Source organism: Burkholderiaceae bacterium (genome assembly GCA_024235995.1).
Taxonomy (GTDB): Bacteria; Pseudomonadota; Gammaproteobacteria; order Burkholderiales; family Burkholderiaceae_C; genus Ottowia.
On the sequence record JACKLI010000001.1, the window covers coordinates 2,969,671 to 2,991,056 of the forward strand.

21 protein-coding genes and 2 pseudogenes are annotated in these 21,386 nt (G+C 71.0%); 12 read left to right on the forward strand and 11 right to left on the reverse strand.

The window, feature by feature from the left end; translation table 11 throughout:
* Window position 1: 1 nt before the first annotated feature.
* From nadD to H6927_14210, 4 genes and pseudogenes are all read right to left on the reverse strand, one after another.
* A pseudogene (gene nadD, locus H6927_14195) lies at window positions 2-625 on the reverse strand (nicotinate (nicotinamide) nucleotide adenylyltransferase).
* A complete protein-coding gene (gene hemF / locus H6927_14200; protein MCP5219250.1) occupies window positions 622-1,539 on the reverse strand; it encodes an oxygen-dependent coproporphyrinogen oxidase in 918 nt (305 codons plus the stop codon). Before hemF ends, nadD begins: the two are co-directional and overlap by 4 nt.
* A 42-nt stretch (window positions 1,540-1,581) precedes the next feature.
* Window positions 1,582-2,859, reverse strand: coding sequence for a phosphoribosylamine--glycine ligase (gene purD, locus H6927_14205; GenBank protein ID MCP5219251.1), 1,278 nt, complete (start codon window positions 2,857-2,859; stop codon window positions 1,582-1,584).
* A 7-nt stretch (window positions 2,860-2,866) separates the two neighbouring features.
* A complete protein-coding gene (locus H6927_14210) occupies window positions 2,867-3,598 on the reverse strand; it encodes a YebC/PmpR family DNA-binding transcriptional regulator (GenBank protein ID MCP5219252.1) in 732 nt (243 codons plus the stop codon).
* A gap of 69 nt (window positions 3,599-3,667) precedes the next feature.
* Here H6927_14210 and H6927_14215 point away from each other — a divergent pair, with 69 nt between their 5' ends.
* Window positions 3,668-5,185 carry a DUF853 family protein gene (locus H6927_14215; protein ID MCP5219253.1) on the forward strand — a complete coding sequence of 506 codons (1,518 nt, stop codon included), beginning with the start codon at window positions 3,668-3,670 and terminating at the stop codon, window positions 5,183-5,185.
* Window positions 5,186-5,285: 100 nt separating this feature from the next.
* On the opposite strand, the gene H6927_14220 is transcribed toward H6927_14215, so the two are convergent.
* Both H6927_14220 and H6927_14225 read right to left on the reverse strand, forming a co-directional pair.
* On the reverse strand, window positions 5,286-5,927 hold the full coding sequence (locus H6927_14220; protein MCP5219254.1) for a DUF1109 domain-containing protein: 642 nt from the start codon (window positions 5,925-5,927) through the stop codon (window positions 5,286-5,288).
* On the reverse strand, window positions 5,924-6,493 hold the full coding sequence (locus tag H6927_14225; GenBank protein ID MCP5219255.1) for a sigma-70 family RNA polymerase sigma factor: 570 nt from the start codon (window positions 6,491-6,493) through the stop codon (window positions 5,924-5,926). The genes H6927_14220 and H6927_14225 overlap by 4 nt, the downstream gene beginning before the upstream one ends.
* A 200-nt stretch (window positions 6,494-6,693) precedes the next feature.
* Here H6927_14225 and H6927_14230 point away from each other — a divergent pair, with 200 nt between their 5' ends.
* From H6927_14230 to upp, 5 genes are read left to right on the forward strand one after another with little or no spacing between them, the layout of a single operon-like run.
* A complete protein-coding gene (locus H6927_14230; protein MCP5219256.1) occupies window positions 6,694-6,987 on the forward strand; it encodes a DUF2282 domain-containing protein in 294 nt (97 codons plus the stop codon).
* Window positions 6,988-7,012: 25 nt separating this feature from the next.
* The gene (locus H6927_14235; protein ID MCP5219257.1) at window positions 7,013-7,858 is read left to right on the forward strand and encodes a DUF692 domain-containing protein; all 846 of its coding nucleotides are present in this window, start codon (window positions 7,013-7,015) and stop codon (window positions 7,856-7,858) included.
* Window positions 7,855-8,640, forward strand: coding sequence for a putative DNA-binding domain-containing protein (locus H6927_14240; GenBank protein MCP5219258.1), 786 nt, complete (start codon window positions 7,855-7,857; stop codon window positions 8,638-8,640). Before H6927_14235 ends, H6927_14240 begins: the two co-directional genes overlap by 4 nt.
* Window positions 8,637-9,077 carry a DoxX family protein gene (locus H6927_14245; GenBank protein ID MCP5219259.1) on the forward strand — a complete coding sequence of 147 codons (441 nt, stop codon included), beginning with the start codon at window positions 8,637-8,639 and terminating at the stop codon, window positions 9,075-9,077. Before H6927_14240 ends, H6927_14245 begins: the two co-directional genes overlap by 4 nt.
* A 34-nt stretch (window positions 9,078-9,111) precedes the next feature.
* Window positions 9,112-9,756 (forward strand): uracil phosphoribosyltransferase, encoded by a 645-nt coding sequence (gene upp / locus H6927_14250; protein MCP5219260.1) that lies wholly within the window; start codon window positions 9,112-9,114, stop codon window positions 9,754-9,756.
* Window positions 9,757-9,783: 27 nt separating this feature from the next.
* Here the strand turns inward: upp and H6927_14255 are convergent, their stop codons facing one another.
* Window positions 9,784-10,332, reverse strand: a complete 549-nt coding sequence (locus H6927_14255) for a DUF177 domain-containing protein (GenBank protein MCP5219261.1) — start codon at window positions 10,330-10,332, stop codon at window positions 9,784-9,786.
* Window positions 10,333-10,358: 26 nt separating this feature from the next.
* Here H6927_14255 and maf point away from each other — a divergent pair, with 26 nt between their 5' ends.
* Genes maf through H6927_14270 form a run of 3 tightly spaced genes read left to right on the forward strand, consistent with a single transcriptional unit; the run spans window position 10,359 to window position 14,033 of the window.
* Complete coding sequence (maf, locus tag H6927_14260; protein MCP5219262.1) at window positions 10,359-10,967, forward strand: septum formation inhibitor Maf; 609 nt, start codon at window positions 10,359-10,361, stop codon at window positions 10,965-10,967.
* Window positions 10,964-11,740 carry an SAM-dependent methyltransferase gene (locus tag H6927_14265; protein MCP5219263.1) on the forward strand — a complete coding sequence of 259 codons (777 nt, stop codon included), beginning with the start codon at window positions 10,964-10,966 and terminating at the stop codon, window positions 11,738-11,740. The genes maf and H6927_14265 overlap by 4 nt, the downstream gene beginning before the upstream one ends.
* Before the next feature lie 52 nt (window positions 11,741-11,792).
* Window positions 11,793-14,033, forward strand: a complete 2,241-nt coding sequence (locus H6927_14270) for a tetratricopeptide repeat protein (protein ID MCP5219264.1) — start codon at window positions 11,793-11,795, stop codon at window positions 14,031-14,033.
* Between the two features lie 4 nt (window positions 14,034-14,037).
* Here the strand turns inward: H6927_14270 and H6927_14275 are convergent, their stop codons facing one another.
* The 4 genes from H6927_14275 to H6927_14290 all read right to left on the reverse strand — a co-directional run bounded on the left by H6927_14275 (window position 14,038) and on the right by H6927_14290 (window position 17,111).
* A complete protein-coding gene (locus tag H6927_14275) occupies window positions 14,038-14,997 on the reverse strand; it encodes a S49 family peptidase (protein MCP5219265.1) in 960 nt (319 codons plus the stop codon).
* A gap of 67 nt (window positions 14,998-15,064) precedes the next feature.
* Window positions 15,065-15,448, reverse strand: a complete 384-nt coding sequence (locus H6927_14280; GenBank protein MCP5219266.1) for a Rieske 2Fe-2S domain-containing protein — start codon at window positions 15,446-15,448, stop codon at window positions 15,065-15,067.
* 20 nt (window positions 15,449-15,468) lie between these two features.
* Window positions 15,469-16,134: an HAD-IA family hydrolase gene (locus H6927_14285; GenBank protein ID MCP5219267.1), complete on the reverse strand. Its 666-nt coding sequence runs from the start codon at window positions 16,132-16,134 to the stop codon at window positions 15,469-15,471.
* Window positions 16,131-17,111, reverse strand: a complete 981-nt coding sequence (locus H6927_14290) for an RluA family pseudouridine synthase (GenBank protein ID MCP5219268.1) — start codon at window positions 17,109-17,111, stop codon at window positions 16,131-16,133. Before H6927_14290 ends, H6927_14285 begins: the two co-directional genes overlap by 4 nt.
* Before the next feature lie 261 nt (window positions 17,112-17,372).
* Between H6927_14290 and H6927_14295 the strand changes: the two genes are divergently transcribed.
* The 3 genes and pseudogenes from H6927_14295 (at window position 17,373) to ahpC (ending at window position 21,298) form a co-directional block, all read left to right on the forward strand.
* Window positions 17,373-17,570, forward strand: coding sequence for a hypothetical protein (locus tag H6927_14295; GenBank protein MCP5219269.1), 198 nt, complete (start codon window positions 17,373-17,375; stop codon window positions 17,568-17,570).
* 104 nt (window positions 17,571-17,674) lie between these two features.
* Window positions 17,675-20,541, forward strand: a pseudogene (locus H6927_14300) (Rne/Rng family ribonuclease).
* Between the two features lie 187 nt (window positions 20,542-20,728).
* On the forward strand, window positions 20,729-21,298 hold the full coding sequence (ahpC, locus tag H6927_14305) for a peroxiredoxin (protein MCP5219270.1): 570 nt from the start codon (window positions 20,729-20,731) through the stop codon (window positions 21,296-21,298).
* Window positions 21,299-21,386 lie beyond the last annotated feature (88 nt).

Sequence of the window (21,386 nt, forward strand, 5' to 3'; positions counted from 1 at the left end):
GACTTGAGTAGAGATGATGGTCGGCAATATACCGCGCCACCGCGGCGGGCACCAGACGGGCGATGCCGCGCCCGGCGGCCACGCGGGCACGGATGTCGGTGGAGCTGTGCGGCAGCGCCGGCAGCCGCAGGTGCCGCACGCCGCGCGCACCGGCCAGCGGCAGGCCCGGCAGCGCATGTTCGGCATCGAACGGGGCGCTGGCCCCCGCTGCATCTGCCCGACAAGCTATCGCAACGGTAGCAATCGAGACGATGTCCTGCGCCTGGCGCCAGCGCGCGAAGGCATCGGCCTGGTCGCTGCCGATGATCAGAAACAGCTCGGCTTGCGGGTGCTGCGCACGCAATTGGCCCAGCGTGTCGATGGTGTAGGTGGGCCCAAGGCGCCGCAGCTCGCGGTCGTCGACCCGCACCCTCGGCCAGCCGGCAAAGGCCAGCCGGCACAGCGCCAGGCGGTCGCGCGCGGGCGACAGCGGGCGCGACTTGTGCCAGGCGTCGCCGGTGGGAATCACGTGCAGCACGTCCAGTGCCAGCTGGTCGATGGCCGCGCGCGCCACCGCCAGGTGCGCCGTATGCGGCGGATCGAAGGCGCCGCCGTAGACGCCGATGCGCTGGGGCGCGGGATTCAGACCCACGCGCGCGGCACCAGGAAGTGCTCGGTCAGCCGCGCCTCGGGCGTGCCGGGCTCGGGTGTGCGTTGGTAGGCCCACGCCACCAGCGGCGGCATGGACAGCAGGATCGACTCGGTGCGCCCGCCCGACTGCAGGCCGAAGTGCGTGCCGCGGTCCCACACCAGGTTGAACTCGACGTAGCGCCCGCGCCGATGCAGCTGATGCTGGCGCTCGCGCTCGCTCCAGGGCGTGGCGCGGCGGCGCTCGACGATGGGCAGGTAGGCGTTCAAAAAAGCATCGCCCACCGCCCGCATCAGCGCAAAGCCGTGCTCGGGCCCGCCCTCGGCGAAGTCGTCGTAGAAGATGCCGCCGATGCCGCGCGCCTCGCCGCGATGCTTGTTGAAAAAATACTCGTCGCACCAGGGCTTGAAGCGGCCGTACAGGTCGCCGCCCAGCGGCGCCAGCGCGTCGCGGCAGGTGGCGTGGAAGTGCCGGCAGTCCTCGTCGAAGCCGTAGTAAGGCGTCAGGTCCATGCCGCCGCCGAACCAGCGCACGGGCTCGCTGCCCGGCTGGCCGGCCGAGATCATGCGCACGTTCATGTGCACGGTGGGCACATAGGGACTCCGCGGGTGGAACACCAGCGACACGCCCATGGCCTCGAAGGGCGCGCCGGCCAGCTCGGGCCGGTGCTGCGTGGCCGAGGGCGGCAGGCGCGGCCCGCGCACATCCGAGAAGCCGCAGCCCGCGCGCTCGAACACCGCGCCGCCTTCCATGATGCGGGTGATGCCCTCGCCCTGCAGCGTATCGCCGGGCGCTTTTTGCCAGGCGTCGCGCACGGCCTGGGCCTGGCCGTCCACGCCTTCGATGGCGTCGATGATGCGGGCCTGCAGGCCGATGAGGTAATGGCGGACCTGGGTGTTGAAGTCGGTCATGTCAGCGTGTGTGCGGTTGGGCGAGGGCGCATGCAGCGTGGCTCACACCACCGCCCGATGCCCGATGTCGCGCCGGTACTGCGCCCCATCGAAGTGAATCTGGCGCGCCACGTCGTAGGCGCGCACCTGCGCCTGCTTGACGGAGTCGGCCAGCACGGTGACGCACAGCACGCGCCCGCCTGCCGTCTTGACCTGGTCGCCGTCCAGCACGGTGCCGGCGTGAAACACCATGGCGTCGTCCTGCACGGCGGGCAGGTCGACGATCACGTCGCCCTTGCGCGGCGCCTGCGGGTAGCCGTGCGCGGCCATCACCACGCCCAGGGCCACGCGCCGGTCCCACTGCAGCTGCACCGTGTCCAGCTTGCCGGCGGTGGCGGCCAGCAGCACCTCCAGCAGGTCGGACTTCAGGCGCATCAGGATGGGCTGGGTCTCGGGGTCGCCCATGCGGGTGTTGAACTCCAGCGTCCTGGGGTGGCCCTGCGCGTCGATCATCAGGCCGGCGTACAGGAAACCGGTGAAGGGCACGCCGTCCTGCTCCATGCCGCGCACGGTGGGCAGGATGATCTCGCGCATCGCGCGCGCATGGATGTCGGGCGTGACCACCGGCGCGGGCGAGTACGCACCCATGCCGCCGGTGTTGGGGCCGGCGTCGCCGTCCAGCAGGCGCTTGTGGTCCTGGCTGGTGGCCAGCGGCAGCACGTTCTTGCCGTCGCACAGCACGATGAAGCTGGCTTCCTCGCCGTGCAGGAACTCCTCGATCACGACGCGCGCGCCGCCTTCGTTGTGCGCCACGCCCAGCTGGTTACCGCCCAGCATGTCGTCGATGGCGGCATGCGCCTCGGCCACGGTTTGCGCCACCACCACGCCCTTGCCGGCGGCCAGGCCGTCGGCCTTGACGACGATGGGCGCGCCCAGCCGGTCGACGTAGGCGCGCGCCGCCGCGGCGTCGGTGAAGGTATCGTACGCCGCGGTGGGAATGCCGTGGCGCTGCATGAAGGCCTTGCTGAAGGCCTTGGAGCTTTCCAGCTGCGCGGCCGCCCGGCTGGGGCCGAAGATGCGCAGGCCGTGCTGGCGAAAGTCGTCCACCACGCCCGCGGCCAGCGGCTGCTCGGGGCCGACCACCGTGAGCGCGATCTTCTCGGCCAGCGCCCAGTCGCGCAGCGCCGCCACGTCGGTGAGGGGCACGTTCTTCAGGTTGGCGTCGCGCGCCGTGCCGCCGTTGCCGGGCGCCACGAACACCTGCTGCACCCGGGGCGACTGCGCCAGCTTCCAGGCCAGCGCGTGCTCGCGGCCGCCGCCGCCGATGACAAGGACTTTCATGCTGCCGTCACTCGCCCAGGTCGACGTTGGCGTTGTGATAGACGTTCTGCACGTCGTCCAGGTCTTCCAGCACGTCCAGCAGCTTTTGCATCTTCTGCGCGTCCTCGCCCGCCAGGTCGATGCTGCTGTCGGCGCGCAGCGTCACCTCGGCCACCTCAGGCGCCAGGCCCGCGGCCGCCAGCGCGTCGCGCACGGCCTCGAAGGCGCCCGGCGCGGTCAGCACCTCGATGGCGCCGTCCTCGTCGGTGATGACGTCGTCGGCGCCGGCCTCCAGCGCCACCTCCATCACCTGGTCCTCGCTCACGCCGGGGGCGAACACGATCTGCCCCACGTTCTTGAACTGGAACGACACCGAGCCCTCGGTGCCCATGTTGCCGCCGTACTTGCTGAAGGCGTGGCGCACGTCGGCCACGGTGCGCACGCGGTTGTCGGTCATGGTGTCGACGATGATCGCCGCGCCGCCGATGCCGTAGCCCTCGTAGCGGATCTCCTCGTAGCTCACGCCCTCGAGGTTGCCGGTGGCCTTGTCGATGTTGCGCTTGATGGTGTCGGCCGGCATGTTGGCGGCCTTGGCCTTGTCGATGGCCAGGCGCAGGCGCGGGTTGGCCGTGGGGTCGCCCCCGCCGGTGCGCGCGGCCACCATGATCTCGCGCACCACGCGCGTCCAGATGCGCTGGCGCTTCTCGTCCTGGCGCCCCTTGCGGTGCTGGATGTTTGCCCATTTGCTGTGGCCGGCCATGACGCTCTCACCTTCTTCAAAAAAGTCGCTTGATAATCGGGCGATTTTACTTTTCAAAGGCAAGTGCCCATGGCCGATCCCATCCTCATGGCCCAGAACGGCGATCTCCAGGCCTTCCTGCTGCCCGGCCTGGCCAACCGCCACGGCCTGGTCACCGGCGCCACCGGCACCGGCAAGACCGTCACGCTGCAGAAAATGGCCGAGTCGTTCTCGGCCATCGGCGTGCCGGTGTTCATGGCCGACGTCAAGGGCGACCTGACGGGCATCAGCCAGGCCGGCCGCATCGAGGGCAAGATCGCCCAGGTGCTGAAGGAGCGCGGGCTGGAGCCGCCGCCGCCCACCCAGTGCCCCACCACGCTGTGGGACGTGTTCGGCGAGCAGGGCCACCCGGTGCGCGCCACCATCAGCGACATGGGGCCGCTGCTGCTGGCGCGCATGCTGGATTTGAACGACACGCAGGCCGGCGTGCTGAACCTGGTGTTCAAGATCGCCGACGACCAGGGCCTGCTGCTGCTCGACCTGAAGGACCTGCGCGCCATGCTGGCGCACGTGGGCGACAACGCCAAGGATTTCACCACCCAGTACGGCAACGTCAGCACCGCCAGCGTGGGCGCCATCCAGCGCGGCCTGCTGACGCTGGAGAGCCAGGGCGGCGACAGGTTCTTCGGCGAGCCCATGCTCAACCTGGAGGACATGATGCAGACCGTCGGCGGCAAGGGCGTCGTCAACATCCTGGCCGCCGACAAGCTGCTGACCGCGCCGCGCCTGTACGCCAGCTTCCTGCTGTGGCTGCTGTCCGACCTGTACGAGCGCCTGCCCGAGATCGGCGACCCCGAAAAGCCCAAATTCGTGTTCTTCTTCGACGAGGCGCACCTGCTGTTCAACGACGCGCCCAAGGTGCTGCTCGAGCGCATCGAGCTGGTGGTGCGCCTGGTGCGCAGCAAGGGCGTGGGCGTGTACTTCGTGACGCAAAACCCGATCGACGTGCCCGACACCGTGCTGGCGCAGCTGGGCAACCGCGTGCAGCACGCCCTGCGCGCCTTCACCGCGCGCGACCAGAAGGCCGTCAAGGCCACGGCCGAGACCATGCGCGGCAACCCCAAGCTGAACGTCGAGGCCGCCATCACCGAGCTGGCCACCGGCGAGGCGCTCGTCAGCCTGCTCGACGCCAAGGGCCGCCCCGGCGTGACCGAGCGCTTGTTCGTCATCCCGCCCGGCAGCCGCATCGGCCCCATCACCGACGACGAGCGCAAGGCGCTGATGGCCGGCTCGCTGGTGGCAGGCACCTACGAGCAGGCGGTGGACCGCGAGTCGGCCTACGAGAAGCTGGCCCAGCGCACGGGCGCGGGCGCAGCCCCCGGTGGCGGCAACGGCAGCGGCGCGCCCGCGGCCGGCGGCGCGGCCGACGGCGGCCTGCTGGGCAGCGTGGGCACGGTGGTCAAGGAAGCCCTGTTCGGCCGCACCGGCCCGCGCGGCGGCCAGTACGACGGCATGGTGCAGACCGTGGTCAAGGGCGAGATGCGCCGTATGGGCCGCGAATTTCTGCGCGGTGCGCTGGGCAGCCTGCTGGGCGGGCGCAAGCGCTGAATCAAAGCAAAATCGGGCCGCAGCCGGCGCCGGACAAGCGCAGTGAGCTATATTTTCGATAGTTCTTGACGCAAGCCTGCGGCGTGTTGCGTGCTCGCCGTCACCAGCGCAGCACGCGCGGCCCCAGCCAGGCGCCCGCCGCCACCGGCAGCGCCATGCCCAGCACGTACCACACCGCCAGAAAGGGCGCGCCGAACTCGGGGCAGTGCAAGGCATAGACGGCCGCGCCGGCACCACCGGCCAGCGCCCCGGCGGCCGCGCCCGCCAACCGCAGCCGGGTCGGCGCCAGTTCGCGCAAGGCGCGCAGGCTGCCCACCAGCACCGGCAGCCCGATCAGGCCGATGCTGAAGGGACAACTGAGCCAGGTCTGCCCCCACAGCAAGGCCGCGCGCTCCGGCGCCGGGGTGGCCTGCCATTGCGCCACCGCCGCGATCCACACCAGCGCCACGGCCAGCGCAATGCCCCACCCTGCGCGGCCCGGGCCCATGCCGGGGCGCGCCAGGCGGGCCGCCAGCCGCGCCGCGCTCAGCGCCACCACCACCGGCATGCCCAGCTTGAACCAGAACATGGGCGTGCCCAGCAACTGCGGCAAGGCCGGATTCGTCCCATAGCCGGCCAGCATGATCAGCAAGGCCCCCAGCAGCCCCAGCCCCACCGCGCGCGCCAGCGCTGCGCCCGCCGGGGCCTGCCGCTCGGCGGCGGGCTGCGTGGCCAGCAGCTTGATCAGATCGTCGGTTTTCATGCCTGGCCCTCCAGGCGCTGGTTGGCGCCAAAGCGCGCCGCCAGCGCCTTCAATCCCCGGTGGATGCCCACCTTCACCGCCGACTCGGACTGGCCCGTCAGGCGCGCCGCCTCGGCCACCGACAGGCCCTCGAGCTTGACGCACTCGATCGAGCGGCGCTGCTTGTCGGGCAGGCTTTGCAGCATGCCCAGCACGTCGCGGCGGGCATCCAGCGCGTCGTGCTCGCTGGCGCTGAACAGGGCCATCTCCTCATCCAGCGGATCGTGCAGGGCCTCGCGCACGCCGCGCGCACGCAGCAGGTCGATCAGCTTGTAGCGCGCGATGGCGTGCACCCAGGGCGTGAACGGCTGGTCGGCCTGATAGGTATGGCGTTTGTTGTGCATGGCCAATAGACATTCCTGCACCAGATCCTCCACGTCGTCGGGCCAGCCGAACAGGCGCCGCCCCAGATAGGCGCGCAGGTGGGCGGCCAGCTTCTGCAGGCAGCGCCGGTAGGCCGCCTCGTCGCCCGCCAGGCCGGCCAGCATCAGCGCACGCAGTTCGGTTTCGGTGTCGGAGACGGGCATTGGATGAGTGGCGCAACGCTGAGTTCGTCCCAGCCCAGGCAAAGGTTACGCCCGGATCGCGGCGGCCAATAAAAAAATTTTTGCTCCATTTGAACATCTGGCGTAACCGGCGAGCTCAGGCATTCGAATGGAGTGGTGACCGCCATCGTGGTCGATCTTTCAACCCGCCGATCGTATCGGTTCCTTCAAGGAGATTTTTCATGAACAAGACCGTCCAACTCGCCGCCCTCACCGCCCTGAGCCTGAGCGCCATCGTCTCCACCGCCGCCCGCGCCGACGACATGGGCAAGGACAAGATGCCCGTCAAGATGGAAAAGTGCTATGGCGTGTCCATGGCCGGCCACAACGACTGCAAGGCCGGCGCCGGCACCACCTGCGCGGGCACGGCCAAGACCGACTACCAGGGCAACGCCTGGAAGAACGTGCCCGCCGGCACCTGCACCAGCATCAAGACCCCCAAGGGCATGGGCTCGCTCACGCCCATCGGCGCCTGATCCACGCCCAGCGAGAGAGCACGCCATGGACACCCGCCGCCTGAGCGCCGGCATCAGCCTCATGCCCGAGCACTTCGACGCGGCACTGCCATGCCGCACGCCCGGGCTGTGGCTGGAGGTGCACCCGGAAAACCACATGGTGGCCGGCGGCCCCCGCCTGGCGTGGCTGCACGCCCTGCGCGAGGGGCATCCGCTGTCCGTCCATGGCGTGTCGCTCTCCCTGGCCGGGCATGCCCTGCCCGATGCCCCATACCTGAAGCAGCTGGCCGCCTTCGTGCGGCGCTTCGAGCCGGCCCTGGTGTCCGAGCACCTGGCCTGGTGCCACTGGGGCTGCACCTGGGTGCCCGACCTGCTGCCGACGCCCCGCACCACCGAGGCGCTGAACACCATCGCGCGCAACATCGACTGCACGCAAAACGCCATCGGCCGGCCCATCGCGGTCGAAAACCCCTCGCACTACCTGCGCGTGGACGCACACGACTGGAGCGAGCCCGATTTCTTGCGCGAGCTGGTGCGGCGCACCGGCTGCCAGTTGCTGCTGGACGTGAACAACGTCGAAGTCTCCGCGCACAACCTCGGCTTTGCACCCCAGAGCTATTTGAACGAATACCCGCTGGAGGCCGTGGCCGAAATCCACATCGCCGGCCACAGTGCCGACCCGCGCCTGGGCCAGGCCCTGTGGATCGACTCGCACGACGCCCCCATCTCCGAATCCGTGTGGGCGCTGTACCAATCCGTGATCGAGCGCACCGGCCCGGTGCCCACGCTGGTCGAGCGCGAAGGCAAGGTGCCCGCCTTCGACGTCCTGCTGGCCGAGCGCAACCGCGCCCACGCTCTGCTGCACGCATGCACTGCGGGGGCCATCGCATGAACACCGCTTGCGCGCCTCGATCCATGGCCGATTTTCAGCAGCGCTTTGCCCGGGCGCTGATGGCCGACAGCCCCGAACTGGACGAGCTGACCCGCCAACCCGGCTTCGCGGTCTACCGCAACACCGTGCTCAAGGGCTGCATGGACGCGCTGCAGGCGCAGTTTCCCTCCATCGTCAAGCTCACCGGCGCGGCCTGGTTCGACGATGCTGCCGCCATCTACGCCCGCCAGCAGCCGCCCCAGGCCGGCCCGCTGCTGCTCTACGGTGAAAAATTTCCCGAGTTCCTGACCACTTACGCGCCCGCCCAGGCGCTGCCCTACCTGCCCGCCGTGGCGCGACTGGACCGGCTGTGGAGCGAAAGCCACGTGGCCGCCGACGCGCCCGTGCTGGGCGCGGGCGATCTGGCCCGCCTGGCCAGCCACGAGCAGGCCCTGGCCACGCTGCGGCTGCAGTCGCACCCGGCCGCGCGCTGGCTGTGGGACGACGCCCTGCCCGCCTACACCCTATGGTCGCGCACCCGCGCCGACGAAGACCCCGGCCGCGACCTGCTGTGGCAAGGCGAAGGCGCCCTGATCACCCGCCCTGCGGACCGAGTGGTCTGGCAGCCGGCCTCCCGCGCCGCCTGCGCCTTTCTGGACGCCTGCGCCGCCGGCCACACCCTGCCCGAAGCGCTGGCCCACGCCCTGCAGGCCGAACCCGATGCCAACCCCAGCGCCCTGCTGGCCACGCTGGCGCAGGCCGGCGCGCTCACCCTCAACGCAACGCAAGTCCAAACAACATGAACGCTTTCAATCGCCTTTACAACGCCGTGTGGAGCCGCCCTTTTCTGCTGCCCTGCACCGAGCTGCTGACCCTGGCCGCCCGGTTCGGCATCGGCGCCACCTTCTGGCTGTCGGGCCGCACCAAGGTCGATCACGGCCTGCATGTGAGCGACAGCGCCATCGCGCTGTTCACCGACGAGTTCAAGCTGCCGCTGATCGACCCGGGGCTGGCCGCGCACCTGGCCACCTATGCCGAGCACCTGTTTCCGCTGCTGCTGTTCGCGGGCCTGTTCACGCGCAGCGCAGCCCTGGCCCTGCTGGTGATGACCGCCGTGATCGAAATCTTCGTCTACCCCGACGCCTGGCCCACCCACCTGACCTGGGCGGTGCCGCTGATGCTGCTGATGCGCGAAGGCGGCGGCCGCTGGTCGCTGGACCGCTTGTTGAAACTGCGCTGATCCGACACGCGGCTGCCTGTCTAAAATCCCCCGCATGCCGCCCGCCACCCCAGCCCAAGTCCACCACATCACCCACCCGCTGGTGCAGCACAAGCTGACCCTGATGCGCAACAAGGAGGCCAGCAGCACCAGCTTTCGCACCCTGCTGGGCGAACTGGCGATGCTGATGGCCTACGAGGTGACGCGCGACATGCCGACGCACCTGGTGGAGATCGAAACGCCGCTCGAAAAAATGCAGAGCCCCATGATCGACGGCAAGAAGCTGGTGTTCGCCTCGATCCTGCGCGCCGGCAACGGCATGCTCGACGGCCTGCTGCGCGTGGTGCCCAACGCCCGCGTGGGCACCGTGGGCCTGTACCGCGACCCGAAGACGCTGCAGGCGGTGGAGTACTACTTCAAGATGCCGGCCGACATGGCCGAGCGCGACGTGATCGTGGTGGACCCGATGTTGGCCACCGGCCACTCGGCGGCCGCGGCCATCGAGCGCATCAAGGCCTGCACGCCGCGCTCCATCAAGTTCCTGTGCCTGCTGGCCGCGCCCGAGGGCATCGCCACCCTGCAAAAGGCCCATCCGGACGTGCCGATCTACACCGCCGCCATCGACCGCCAGCTCAACGATCACGGCTACATCCTGCCCGGCCTGGGCGACGCGGGCGACCGCATCTTCGGCACCAAGTAGGTCGGGGCGGCCGCCGTCCCGAACGGCTCAGGGCTTCTTGCCGTCCTTGAGCGCCGCCAGCGCGGCAAACGGGTGCTGCCGCTGCTCCTGCGCGGCGTCGAAATCCGCGTCCTGCGCCGACAGCCTGACCGGCTGCGGGCACACCTCGTGGCGCGGCACCAGGGGCAGGGCCATCAGCAGCTCATCCTCGATCAAGGCGCGCAGGTCGATCTCGGGCGCCAGCGCCAGCACGTCGTCCTCGGACACGTCGTCCAGCGCCGCCGCGCTGTCCTCGTCCGCCGCGAACAGCACATGGCGATCGACCCGGACATCCACCCGCACCTCGCCCATGCAGCGCTGGCAGGTCAGCGGCAGGCGGGCCTGGGCCTGCACATGCAGCGCCGGCCGCGCCACGCCGTCGGCGGCGCTGCGCTGCTCGCCCTGCACCTGCCATTCAACCGTCAAATCGGGCTCTGGCCCGCGTACTTCAATCGCAAGCCGCTCGTATTTTTGCAGTGAATCGCGCGCCGACAGGTGGGCCTTGGCGCCTGCAAAGGCCGCCACATCCAGATGCTGGGGCTGAAACCGGAAACTCATGCGGGCAGTGTAAGAGAATCGCCCGCATGAGCGATGCCCCCTGCCTGCCTGCCGCCGACCGACCGCTGATCCTGGGCTCCACCTCGCGCTACCGGCGCGAGCTGCTGGCCCGCCTGGGCCTGCCCTTCGACGTGGCCGCGCCCGACGTGGACGAAACCCCGCAGCCCGGCGAAGCCCCGCCCGCCCTGGCCCGGCGGCTGGCGCTGGCCAAGGCGCGCGACGTGGCGGCGCGCCATCCGCAGGCCATCGTCATCGGCTCCGACCAGGTGGCCGACCTGGCCGGCCAGCCGCTGGGCAAGCCCGGCACGCACGAGCGCGCCGTGGCGCAGCTGCGCGCCATGAGCGGGCAGACGGTGATCTTCCAGACCGCGCTGTCCGTGGTGTGCCGGGCCACCGGCTTCGAGCAGAGCGACCTGGCCGCGGTGGAGGTGCGCTTTCGGCCCCTGAGCGACGGCGAGATCGAGCGCTACCTGCGCGCCGAGCAGCCCTACGACTGCGCCGGCAGCGCCAAAAGCGAGGGTCTGGGCATCGCGCTGCTGGAGGCCATCCACAACGACGACCCCACGGCGCTGGTCGGCCTGCCGCTGATCCGCACCGCGCGCATGCTGCGCGCCGCCGGCCGGGTGCTGCCATGAGCCCAACCCCTGGCCGTCTGCTGCTGGTCCCCACCCCGCTGGACCACGGCTGCGACACGCAGGCGCCGCTCGCCGACGTGCTGCCGCTGGGCACGCTGCAGGCGGCCGCCGGCATCACACATTGGATCAGCGAAAACGCCAAGTCCACGCGCGCCTTCCTCAAGCGCGTCGACGCCGTCGTGCCGCTGGCGCAGCCGCTGCAGGCGCAGGCCATCGCCGAACTGCCGCGCGCCGTGCACAAGAAGGGCGACCACGACCGCGCCAGCGCCCTGCCCGACGCCCGGCCGCTGCTGGCCGCCGCGCTGCAGGGGCACGACATGGGCCTGGTCAGCGAGGCCGGCATGCCGGCCGTGGCCGACCCCGGCAGCTCGGTGGTGCGCGCCGCGCATGCGCTGGGCATCGAGGTGGTGCCGCTGGTGGGGCCGGTGTCCGTCCTGCTGGCGCTGGCCGCCAGCGGCCTGAACGGCCAGAGCTTCGCCTTCGTCGGCTACGTGCCCCAGGACGCGGCCGCCCGCGCGCAGCGCCTGCGCGAGCTGGAAGCCCTGGCGCGCAAGAGCGGCCAGACCCAGCTGTTCATCGAAACCCCCTACCGCAACGCCGCGCTGCTGCAGGCCCTGCTGCATGAATTGCAACCCACGACGCAGCTGGCCGTCTGCCAGGGCCTGACGCTGGCCCAGGCGCGCTGCACCAGCCAGAGCGTGGCGCAATGGCGGCGCGCGACGCCGGCGCCCGCCGCGCTGGCCATGCCGGCCGTGTATGCCATCGGCCGCTGAACCCCGAACGTCACGGCGCTGACGCCCTGCCTGGCCGAGCAAGGCCCACACGATGTCCAAGTCCAAGCCCCACCCCAGCGCCCCGGCGCGCGCCGCCACCGGCACGGCCGATCGCTTCGCCCGCGCCGTCGAGCTGTTCAACGCCGGCCAGGCCGCGCAGGCCGAGGCGCTGTGCGGGCCCATCGTGCAAGCGCAACCCGCCCATGCGCAGGCCTGGCAGCTGCTCGGCATGGCGCGGATGGTCGGCGGCCGGCCCGCCGACGCCCTGCAGCCGCTGCGCCAGGCGCTGGCGCTGCAGCCGCGCAACACCCAGCTTCTTTGCCTGCTGGGCACCGCCTGCTCGCAAACCGGCCAGCCGCAGGACGCCGTGGCCTGGTTCGACCGCGCGCTGGCCATCGAGCCCGGCAGCGCCAACATCTGGTACGACCGCGGCAACACGCTGCACGCGCTGCAGCAGCACGACGCGGCGCTGGCCAGCTTCAGCCAGGCGGTGCGCATCGCACCGGGGCATGCGCACGCCTGGCTCAACCGCGGCCACGTCCTGCTCGCGCTGCACCGGCTGGACGAAGCGATCGCCAGCTTCGAGCGCGCCACCGACGCCGACCCGCGCCAGCCCCGCTCCTGGCTGGCGCTGGGCGAGGTGCTGGAAAAAGCGCGGCGCCTGCCCGACGCCCTGGCCTGCTACGAGAAGGTCGTGGCGCTGGACGCCGGCAGCGCCGACGGCTGGCTCAAGTTCGGCAGCGTGCTGCAGCAGCTGGGCCGCCCGGACCTGGCGCTCGAGCGCCTGCGCCAGGCGGCGCGGTTGGCGCCCGACTCGCCGCAGGTGCTGCTGGGCCTGGCGCAGGCGCTCGCCAGGGTCGAGGGGCCGGCCGCCGCGCTGGCGCCCTTGCAGCAGGCGCACGCCGCCGACCCGGCCCACGCCGGCATCGCCCTGTGGCTGATGGACGCGATGCTGAAAACCGCGCACTGGGCCGGCCTGCCCGAGCTGTTCGACGAGGTGCTGCGCCTGCTGCGGTCGGGCACGGCCGGTTCGGTCACCCTCTCCACCCTGGCCCATCCGGACGCCAGCGCCGACGACCTGCTGCGGTCCAACCGGGCCCTCGCCGCCGCCGAAAGCCAGGTGCCGCAAGAGCCCGCCGCGCCCGCGTTCCACAACCCAGCCGGGCGGCGCCTGCGCCTGGGCTACCTGTCGTCCGACCTGCGCGCGCACGCCGTCAGCCACCTGATGGCCGGCATGTTCGAGGCCCATGACCGCCGCCGCTTCGAGACCTTCGCGTTCTCCACCTATCCGCAGGCCGACGACTCGCCCGAGCGCCGGCGCGCGCAGGCGGCGTTCGAGCACTTCATCGACCTCCACGCGCTGGGCGACGCCGAGGCGGCGCGCCTGATCGCCCGGCACCGGATCGACATCCTGGTCGACCTCAACGGCTTGACCACCCACGCCCGCCCCGGCATTCTGGCGCGGCGGCCGGCGCCCATCCAGGTGCAGTACCTGGGCTATCCCGGCACCTCGGGCATGGCTCAGGTGGACTACATCCTCGGTGACCGCTGGGTCACGCCCGGCGACCAGGCCCACGCCTTTTCCGAGCACATCGTGCGCCTGCCCGGTTCGTTCCAGGCCAACGACGATGCGCGCCCCATCGCCCCCGACACCCCCTCGCGCGCCGAGCTGGGCCTGCCCGGGCACGGCTTCGTGTTCTGCTGCCTGAACAACACGTACAAGATCAACCCCCGGGTGTTCGACCGCTGGATGCACCTGCTGCGCCAGCTGCCGCAGGCCGTGCTGTGGCTGCTGGGCGACGGCGAGACGGCGCGCCAGAACCTGCGCGCCGAGGCACAGGCGCGCGGCGTGGCGCCCGAGCGGCTGGTGTTTGCCCAGCGCCGGCCCTACGCGCAGTACCTGGCGCAGTACCGCCAGGCCGATTTGTTTCTGGACACCCTGCCCTTCAACGGCGGCACCACCGTCAGCGACGCGCTGTGGGCCGGCCTGCCGGTGCTGACCCAGCTGGGCCACACCTTCGCCGGCCGCATGGCCGCCAGCCTGCTGGATGCCGTGGGCCTGCCCGAGCTGATCACCCGTTCGGCCGACGAGTACGAGGCGCTGGCGCTGCGCCTGGCCCGCGAACCCGAGACCCTGCGCGGCCTGCGCCAGCGGCTGGCGGCGGGCACGCCCACGGCGCCGCTGTTCGACACGCGGCGCTTCACGCGCCACCTGGAGCGCGCCTTCGAGCACATGGCCGCGCGCCACGCGCAAGGCCTGCCGCCCGCAGGCTTCGACGTGGCGCCGGACTGAAACCTCAGCGCAGCGCCGGCAGCACGCGCAGCGCCGCCACGGCGCCCTGCCCCAGGGCTGCGCCAAAGCGCTTGGCCACGCGCTCGGCCAGGTTCTCCTTGTTGGTGTAGTCCACCAGCTTGTCGGCCTTGACCACGTCGCGCGCCACCGAATCCAGGCTGCCGTAGCCGTCGGCCAGGCCCATGCCGATGGCCTGCTCCCCGGTCCAGAACAGGCCGCTGAAGGTCTCGGGCGTGGCCTTCAGGCGGTCGCCGCGGCCCCGCTTGACGGAGTCGATGAACTGCTGGTGGATCTGGTCGAGCATGACCTGGGCAAACTGCCTTTGCGTCTCGGTCTGCGGGCTGAACGGGTCCAGAAAGCCTTTGTTGGCGCCGGCCGTCAGCAGGCGCCGCTCCACGCCCAGCTTGTCCATGGTGCCGACAAAGCCGAAGCCGTCCATCAGCACGCCGATGCTGCCGACGATGCTGGCCTTGTCGACGTAGATGTCGTCGGCCGCCGAGGCGATGTAGTACGCCGCCGAGGCGCAGGTCTCCTCCACCACGGCGTAGATCGGCTTGCCGTGCAGCTTGCGCAGGCGGCGGATCTCGTCGCTGATCAGGCCCGCCTGCACCGGGCTGCCGCCGGGCGAGTTGATGAGCAGCACCAGCGCCTTGGTGTCCGAATCCTCCAGCGCGCTGCGCATGGCCGGCAGCACGGACTCGGCGCTGGCCTCGCTGCGGTCGGCGATCTCGCCGCGGATCGTCACCAGCGCCGTGTGCGGCCCGCTGGGCACGGTGGCGGCCGACCACTGGTCGCGCGCCAGCAGCCAGACCAGCGCGCCGAAGAGCGCCATCCACAGCAGGGTGCGCAGCATGCGCCAGCGGCGCGCCGCCCGCTGCTCGCGCACCTGGGCCAGCACCAGTTTCTCGATCGTGGCGCGTTCCCAGGCCACCGGTTTGCCGTCGATGTTCACTTCGTTTTCCATAGCTGTTTGGGCAGATTCCGAGCGGGCCAGAGGCCCAAATGATTAAAAAATGACGCGCCGAGCGCGTTCAGAACACCACCGGCCGCAGGCGCTCGGTGGGCTGCCAGCGCACCGTGCCATCGGCCTCGGTCAGCTCGATCTTGAGCAGGCCGCCCTGGCACGGCCCGGCCACGCCCTCGCCGGTGTCGGGCGCGTACACCGCGCCGTGCGAGGCGCACAGCAGCCACTGGCCGGTGTCGTCGAAAAAGCGGTTGGGCTGCCAGTCCAGCTCCATCGCCACGTGCGTGCAGCGGTTCAGGTAGGCGTGCGCGCGCCCTTCGAAGCGGATGGCGAAAGCGCGGCAGGGCTCGCCGTCGCAGACCACGTCGAAGGGCACGGCCAGGCCGCCTTCGGCCAGGTCGGCGGAGGCGCACAGCTCGATCGGCGTGTCGGTGGAGGTATCGGCCGGCATGGCTTGGGCTGCGGATTCGCTCAGGCGTGCTCGGCCAGCCAGGCCTGCAGCTCGGCCACGGAGTGGGCCAGAAAGCGCGGGGCCAGCGCGGCCGTCAGCGCCTCGGCCGGATGCGCGCCGTAGCTCACGCCCAGGCTGGCGCAGCCGGCGTTCTGGGCCATCTGCAGGTCGTGCGTGGTGTCGCCGATCATCAGCGTGCGCTCGGGCTCGGCGCCGAACTGGCGCATCAGCTCGTGCAGCATGCGCGGGTCGGGCTTGCCGGCGGTCTCGTCGGCGGTGCGCGAGCCGTCGAACACGCCGCGCAGCTGGCGCGAGGCCAGCGCCTCGTCCAGGCCGCGGCGGCTCTTGCCGGTGGCCACCGCCAGCCAGTGGTGGCGCTCGCGCAGCGCGGCCAGCAGCGGCAGCACGCCGTCGAACAGGCTGATGTCGCCCTGGTGCCTGAAGTAATGGTGGCGGTAGCGCGCGGCCAGCTCGGGGTATTGGTCGGCCGGCACGTCGGGTGCGGCCTTGGCCAGCGCCGGCACCAGCGCCATGCCGATCACGTGCGAAGCCGCCTCGTCGCTGGGTCGCGCGCCGCCCACGTCCACCACCGCCTGCTGGATGCAGCGCGTGATGATGGCGGTGGAGTCGAACAGGGTGCCGTCCCAATCGAAGCAGATCAGGTCGAACTGGCGCGGGCGGGTCATGCGGATGGGGAGGCGGTTTGGGGCAGGGGCCAGGGCAGGTCGGCCGGCAGGGGCGCGAGCAGCTCGATGCGTTCGCCGCTGGCCGGATGCTCGAACTGTAACCGCCACGCGTGCAGGAACATGCGCCTCAGGCCCTGCTTGTGCAACAGGCGGTTGTGCGCAAAGTCGCCGTACTTGTCGTCGCCGGCAATGGGGTGGCCCTGGGCGGCCAGGTGCACGCGGATCTGGTGCGTGCGCCCGGTCTTGATGGTGACCTCCAGCAGGCTGTGGCCGCCCGCGCGCTCGCGCACCCGCACCAGCGTGACGGCGCGCATGGCGTCGGGGTGCTCGGGCGCCACGGTCTTGACGCGGCGCTCGCCGCCTTCGATCAGATACTTGTGCAGCGGCGCGTCGATCACCTTCAGCCGCTCGGGCCAGTCGCCGCGCACCACGGCCAGGTAGGTCTTGCCGGTGCTGCGCTCGCGGAACTGCTCCTGCAGGGCCTTCAGCGCGCTGCGCTTCTTGGCAATCAACAGCACGCCGCTGGTCTCGCGGTCCAGCCGGTGCACCAGCTCCAGCAGGCGGGCGCCGGGCCGGGCGCGGCGCAGCTGCTCGATGACGCCGAAGCTCACGCCCGAGCCGCCGTGCACCGCCACGCCGGCGGGCTTGTCGATGGCCAGCAGGTGCTCGTCCTCCAGCAGCACCGCAAACTCGCGCGCCGGCACCGGGGCCTGCTCGCGCACCGCCTGGCGCACCGGGGGCACGCGCACCACGTCGCCCGGCTGCACCCGCGTGTCGGCCGCGGCGCGCCCCTTGTTCACCCGCACCTCGCCCGAGCGGATGATGCGGTACACGTGCGTCTTGGGCACGCCCTTGAGCTGGCGGATCAGGAAATTGTCCAGGCGCTGGCCGGCGCTCTCGGCGTCCACCGTCACCCACAGCACGGGGGGCTTGGGCGCGGGTGCGGCGGGCGCCCCTATAATGGGATTTGTTGGCATCCGGTGGTGTAAACGCTTGACTTTGAACCGGAATGGACATCCCGACTGCGGGCAAGTCTAATTCCATCAGGCAAGCGCCGCCCGGCCAGCAAAGGTTCGACGCCGCGTCCGCACAACGACCGCCAGGCCCCACACCGGGCCGCCTGGCCCAAAACGAGCAGACACGGACGGCGCAATGAAACCCTGACGACGAAACACCCGAGACTGGCGGGCGCGCCGCACAAGGCGGCCCCCGCGAGTCGGCTCCGACGAGAACCCAACGTGCTGATGACCTGGTTTGCGATCTGCTGGCGCTGGCTGCTGCCCGTGCCCGGCATGGCCGCGCCCGGCCCCGCCGGCTTCGAGCCCGCGCCGCCGCCCGTCACCGCCAGCAAGGCCACCCGGCCGGCCCCCGCGCACGTTGCCGCTCCAGCCCCGCCCTGGGCCGCTGCCACCCACCCGGGTGGGACAGCCGCCTGAGCGCACCCTCGGTTCTTCGTTTCGTCCTTGCGTTTTTGCGCGCCGCCCCGGCGTCGAGTGCCCCTTCAGGGGGCCATGCTTTTTGACGCAAAGGAACACGCATCATGAAACGGATGCTGATCAACGCCACGCAGGCCGAAGAACGCCGCCTGGCGATTGTCGATGGACAGAAACTGCTCGACTACGAGATCGAGATCGAGGGGCGCGAACAGCGCAAAGGCAACATCTACAAGGCCGTCGTCACGCGCGTCGAGCCCTCGCTTGAAGCCTGCTTCGTCGACTACGGCGAGGAGCGCCACGGCTTCCTGCCGTTCAAGGAAATCTCCCGCCAGTACTTCGCCGAGGGCGTCTCGCCCAGCCAGGCGCGCATCCAGGACGCCATCAAGGAAGGCCAGGAGCTGCTGGTGCAGGTGGAGAAGGAGGAGCGCGGCAACAAGGGCGCGGCGCTGACCACCTTCGTCAGCCTGGCCGGCCGCTACGTGGTGCTGATGCCCAACAACCCGCGCGGCGGCGGCGTCAGCCGGCGCATCGAGGGCGAGGACCGCGCCGAGCTGAAGGAGGCGATGGACCAGCTGGAATACCCCAAGGGCGCCAGCATCATCGCGCGCACCGCCGGCATCGGCCGCAGCGCGCCCGAGCTGCAGTGGGACCTGAACTACCTGCTCAAGCTGTGGGACGCCATCGACGGCGCCGCCAAGGCCGGCAAGGGCGCCTTCCTGATCTACCAGGAAAGCAACCTCGTCATCCGCGCCATCCGCGACTACTTCAACAGCGACGTCGGCGACATCCTGATCGACACCGACGACATCTTCGAGCAGGCGCACCAGTTCATGGCGCACGTGATGCCCGACCAGGCGCACCGCGTCAAGCGCTACCGCGACAACGCGCCGCTGTTCTCGCGCTTCCAGATCGAGCACCAGATCGAGTCCGCCTACGCGCGCACCGTCACCCTGCCCTCGGGCGGCGCCATCGTCATCGACCACACCGAGGCGCTGGTCAGCGTGGACGTGAACTCGGCGCGCGCCATCAAGGGCGGCGACATCGAGGAAACCGCCACCCGCACCAACCTGGAGGCCGCCGACGAGGTGGCGCGCCAGATGCGCCTGCGCGACCTGGGCGGCCTGATCGTGATCGACTTCATCGACATGGAGGAGAGCAAGAACCGCCGCGAGGTCGAAAACCGCCTGCGCGACGCGCTGCGCCAGGACCGCGCGCGCGTGCAGTTCGGCTCCATCAGCAAGTTCGGCCTGCTGGAGATGAGCCGCCAGCGCCTGAAGCCCGCCCTCAGCGAAGGCGCCTCCATCCCCTGCCCGCGCTGCGGCGGCTCGGGCCACGTGCGCGACACCGAGTCCAGCGCGCTGCAGATCCTGCGCATCATCCAGGAAGAGTCCATGAAGGACAACACCGCCGCCGTGCACGTGCAGGTGCCGGTGGAGGTGGCCAGCTTCCTGCTGAACGAAAAGCGCCCCGAGATCGCCAAGATCGAGCTCAAGCAGCGCGTCAACGTCACCCTGGTGCCCAACAAGTCGCTGGAAACGCCGCACTACAAGCTCGAGCGCCTCAAGCACGACGACCCGCGCCTGGACGACATCGACAGCAGCTACAAGCTGGCCGAGGAGTTCGAGGACCCGACCCACGTCACGCGCCGCAGCCAGGAGCCCACCAACCGCCAGCAGCCCGTCATCAAGGGCGTGCTGCGCGACGTGCCCATGCCCCAGCCGCCGGCGCCGGCGCCCGCCGCCGCTCCGGTGGCGGCGCCTGCTGCCGCCACCGCGCCCCATGCCGCGGCCGCCGCGCCAGCCGCCGGTGGCCTGATGGGCTGGCTCCGGGGCCTGTTCGGCACCACGCCGGCGCCGCAGCCCGCGGCCAGCGCCGCTCCTGTCGTGGCGGCCACGCCGGCCGCCGACGACAAGCGCGAGGCCCGCGGCGAGCGCGGCGGTGAACGCGGTGGCCGCCGTGGCGGCCGGGGCCGCGGCGGGCGCAGCGGCGAAGGCCGCGGCGAACCGCGCGAAGGCCAGGCCGCGGCCGGTGAAGCCGGCGAGCGCAGCGCCGCCAACGGCGACGCCCGCAAGCCGCGCGACGGCGGCCGCCGCTCCGGCGAGCGCGGTGAACGCGGGAGCGCCCCGAACGCGGCGAACGCAGCGAGCGTCCGCCACGCGAGCGCCGTGACGCCGCCCCCAACGGCAACGGCGCCGAGCACGCGACGCCGGACGAAGCGGGCGCCAGCGCCCGCCCACCGCGCGGCCCGCGCGGCGAAGGCCGTCGTGGCCGTGGCGGCGAAGGCCGCGGCGACGAGCCGCGTGAGCGCGACGACGCGGCGCCGGAAGGCATGGACGCCACCGGCGACACCCGCCCGGCCAGCGCCGACGCCGAGCCGCGCGAGCGCCGCCCGCGTGAGCGCCGCGAACGCCGCGAGCGCCCCGCCGAGCATGCCGACACGGCCATGAGCGACGAGCGCGCCGCCGCCCCGTCCGAGGCCAGCCCGGCCGCGCCGGCCGGCGACGCACCGCGCTCGTACTTCGCCCGCGCCGCGCAGGCCGAGGCTGCGTCCGCCCACGAGCCGTCCGCCGCGCAAGCGCTGGCCCACGCGCCCTCGCTGGACGTCGCCGCCCCGGCGCCGACCCCGGTGGCAGCGGCCCCTGCGGTCGCGGTCTCCGCTCCGGCGCCGGCACCAGCGCCCGTTGCCGCCGCCCCCGCACCGGCCCCCGCCGGCCTGCCCAAGGTGACCGGCTTTGCCCTGCCCGTCGACGCGCTGGCCAACCTGGCCGACACCGCCGGCCTGCAGTGGGTCAACTCCGACGCCGACAAGGTGGCTGCCGTGCAGGCCGCCATCGCCGCCGAGCCCGCGCCCATCCACGTGCCGCGCGAGCGCCCGCCCGCGGTCGAGCTGGACGACGGCCCGCTGGTCCTGGTCGAGACTCACAAGGACCTGGGCAAGATCAGCCTGCCCTTCGAGCAGGCGCCGCATTGACGCACGGATGCGTCGCCCCGTGGGCGCTTGCGCCTGCCGAAAACCGGATGCCTGGCATCCGGTTTTTTTGTATCCGCAGCCCGCGATAGGCAGGCGCTAAATATAGTTTAGATAAAATGTATAGTTAATATCAATAGCAATACACTATAATTCACCCATCGATTTCGTCAACCCAAGGAGAAAACCCATGTCCCTGATCAACACCAAGGTCCTGCCCTTCAAGACCCAGGCCTTCCACAACGGCAAGTTCGAGGAAGTGACCGAGAAGAACTTCAGCAACGGCAAGAACTGGTCGGTCGTGATCTTCATGCCCGCCGCCTTCACCTTCAACTGCCCGACCGAGATCGAAGACGCCGCCGAGCACTACGGCGAGTTCCAGAAGCTGGGCGCCGAGGTGTTCGTCGTCACCACCGACACGCACTTCAGCCACAAGGTGTGGCACGAGACCAGCGACGCCGTGGGCAAGGCCAAGTTCTTCCTGGTGGGCGACCCCACGCACCAGCTGACCCACAACTTCGGCGTGCACATCCCCGAGGAAGGCCTGGCGCTGCGCGGCACCTTCGTGATCGACCCCAGCGGCACCATCAAGACGATGGAAGTGCACTCCAACGAGATCGCCCGCGACGTGAGCGAGACCCTGCGCAAGCTGAAGGCCGCCAAGTACACCGCCGAGCACCCCGACGAGGTGTGCCCCGCCAAGTGGAAGGAAGGCGAGAAGACGCTGAAGCCCTCCATCGACCTGGTCGGCAAGATCTAAGCATCCGACACGCTGCGCCCGTCGCAGCCGCACCGCCGAACGGCGACGGGGCGCACGCGCTCGGCCGTTCGGTTTTTTATTGAAAAAT

Excerpts from the sequence above, each read along its gene's own strand:
- H6927_14240 (MCP5219258.1), top strand. The coding sequence starts at position 7,855 with ATGAACACCGCTTGCGCGCCTCGATCCATGGCCGATTTTCAGCAGCGC.
- H6927_14235 (MCP5219257.1), top strand. The coding sequence starts at position 7,013 with ATGGACACCCGCCGCCTGAGCGCCGGCATCAGCCTCATGCCCGAGCAC.
- hemF (MCP5219250.1), bottom strand. The coding sequence starts at position 1,539 with ATGACCGACTTCAACACCCAGGTCCGCCATTACCTCATCGGCCTGCAG.
- H6927_14280 (MCP5219266.1), bottom strand. The coding sequence starts at position 15,448 with ATGCCGGCCGATACCTCCACCGACACGCCGATCGAGCTGTGCGCCTCC.
- H6927_14285 (MCP5219267.1), bottom strand. The coding sequence starts at position 16,134 with ATGACCCGCCCGCGCCAGTTCGACCTGATCTGCTTCGATTGGGACGGC.
- H6927_14290 (MCP5219268.1), bottom strand. The coding sequence starts at position 17,111 with ATGCCAACAAATCCCATTATAGGGGCGCCCGCCGCACCCGCGCCCAAG.
- ahpC (MCP5219270.1), top strand. The coding sequence starts at position 20,729 with ATGTCCCTGATCAACACCAAGGTCCTGCCCTTCAAGACCCAGGCCTTC.
- upp (MCP5219260.1), top strand. The coding sequence starts at position 9,112 with ATGCCGCCCGCCACCCCAGCCCAAGTCCACCACATCACCCACCCGCTG.
- maf (MCP5219262.1), top strand. The coding sequence starts at position 10,359 with ATGAGCGATGCCCCCTGCCTGCCTGCCGCCGACCGACCGCTGATCCTG.
- H6927_14220 (MCP5219254.1), bottom strand. The coding sequence starts at position 5,927 with ATGAAAACCGACGATCTGATCAAGCTGCTGGCCACGCAGCCCGCCGCC.
- purD (MCP5219251.1), bottom strand. The coding sequence starts at position 2,859 with ATGAAAGTCCTTGTCATCGGCGGCGGCGGCCGCGAGCACGCGCTGGCC.
- H6927_14215 (MCP5219253.1), top strand. The coding sequence starts at position 3,668 with ATGGCCGATCCCATCCTCATGGCCCAGAACGGCGATCTCCAGGCCTTC.
- H6927_14225 (MCP5219255.1), bottom strand. The coding sequence starts at position 6,493 with ATGCCCGTCTCCGACACCGAAACCGAACTGCGTGCGCTGATGCTGGCC.
- H6927_14210 (MCP5219252.1), bottom strand. The coding sequence starts at position 3,598 with ATGGCCGGCCACAGCAAATGGGCAAACATCCAGCACCGCAAGGGGCGC.
- H6927_14245 (MCP5219259.1), top strand. The coding sequence starts at position 8,637 with ATGAACGCTTTCAATCGCCTTTACAACGCCGTGTGGAGCCGCCCTTTT.
- H6927_14275 (MCP5219265.1), bottom strand. The coding sequence starts at position 14,997 with ATGGAAAACGAAGTGAACATCGACGGCAAACCGGTGGCCTGGGAACGC.
- H6927_14270 (MCP5219264.1), top strand. The coding sequence starts at position 11,793 with ATGTCCAAGTCCAAGCCCCACCCCAGCGCCCCGGCGCGCGCCGCCACC.
- H6927_14265 (MCP5219263.1), top strand. The coding sequence starts at position 10,964 with ATGAGCCCAACCCCTGGCCGTCTGCTGCTGGTCCCCACCCCGCTGGAC.
- H6927_14255 (MCP5219261.1), bottom strand. The coding sequence starts at position 10,332 with ATGAGTTTCCGGTTTCAGCCCCAGCATCTGGATGTGGCGGCCTTTGCA.
- H6927_14230 (MCP5219256.1), top strand. The coding sequence starts at position 6,694 with ATGAACAAGACCGTCCAACTCGCCGCCCTCACCGCCCTGAGCCTGAGC.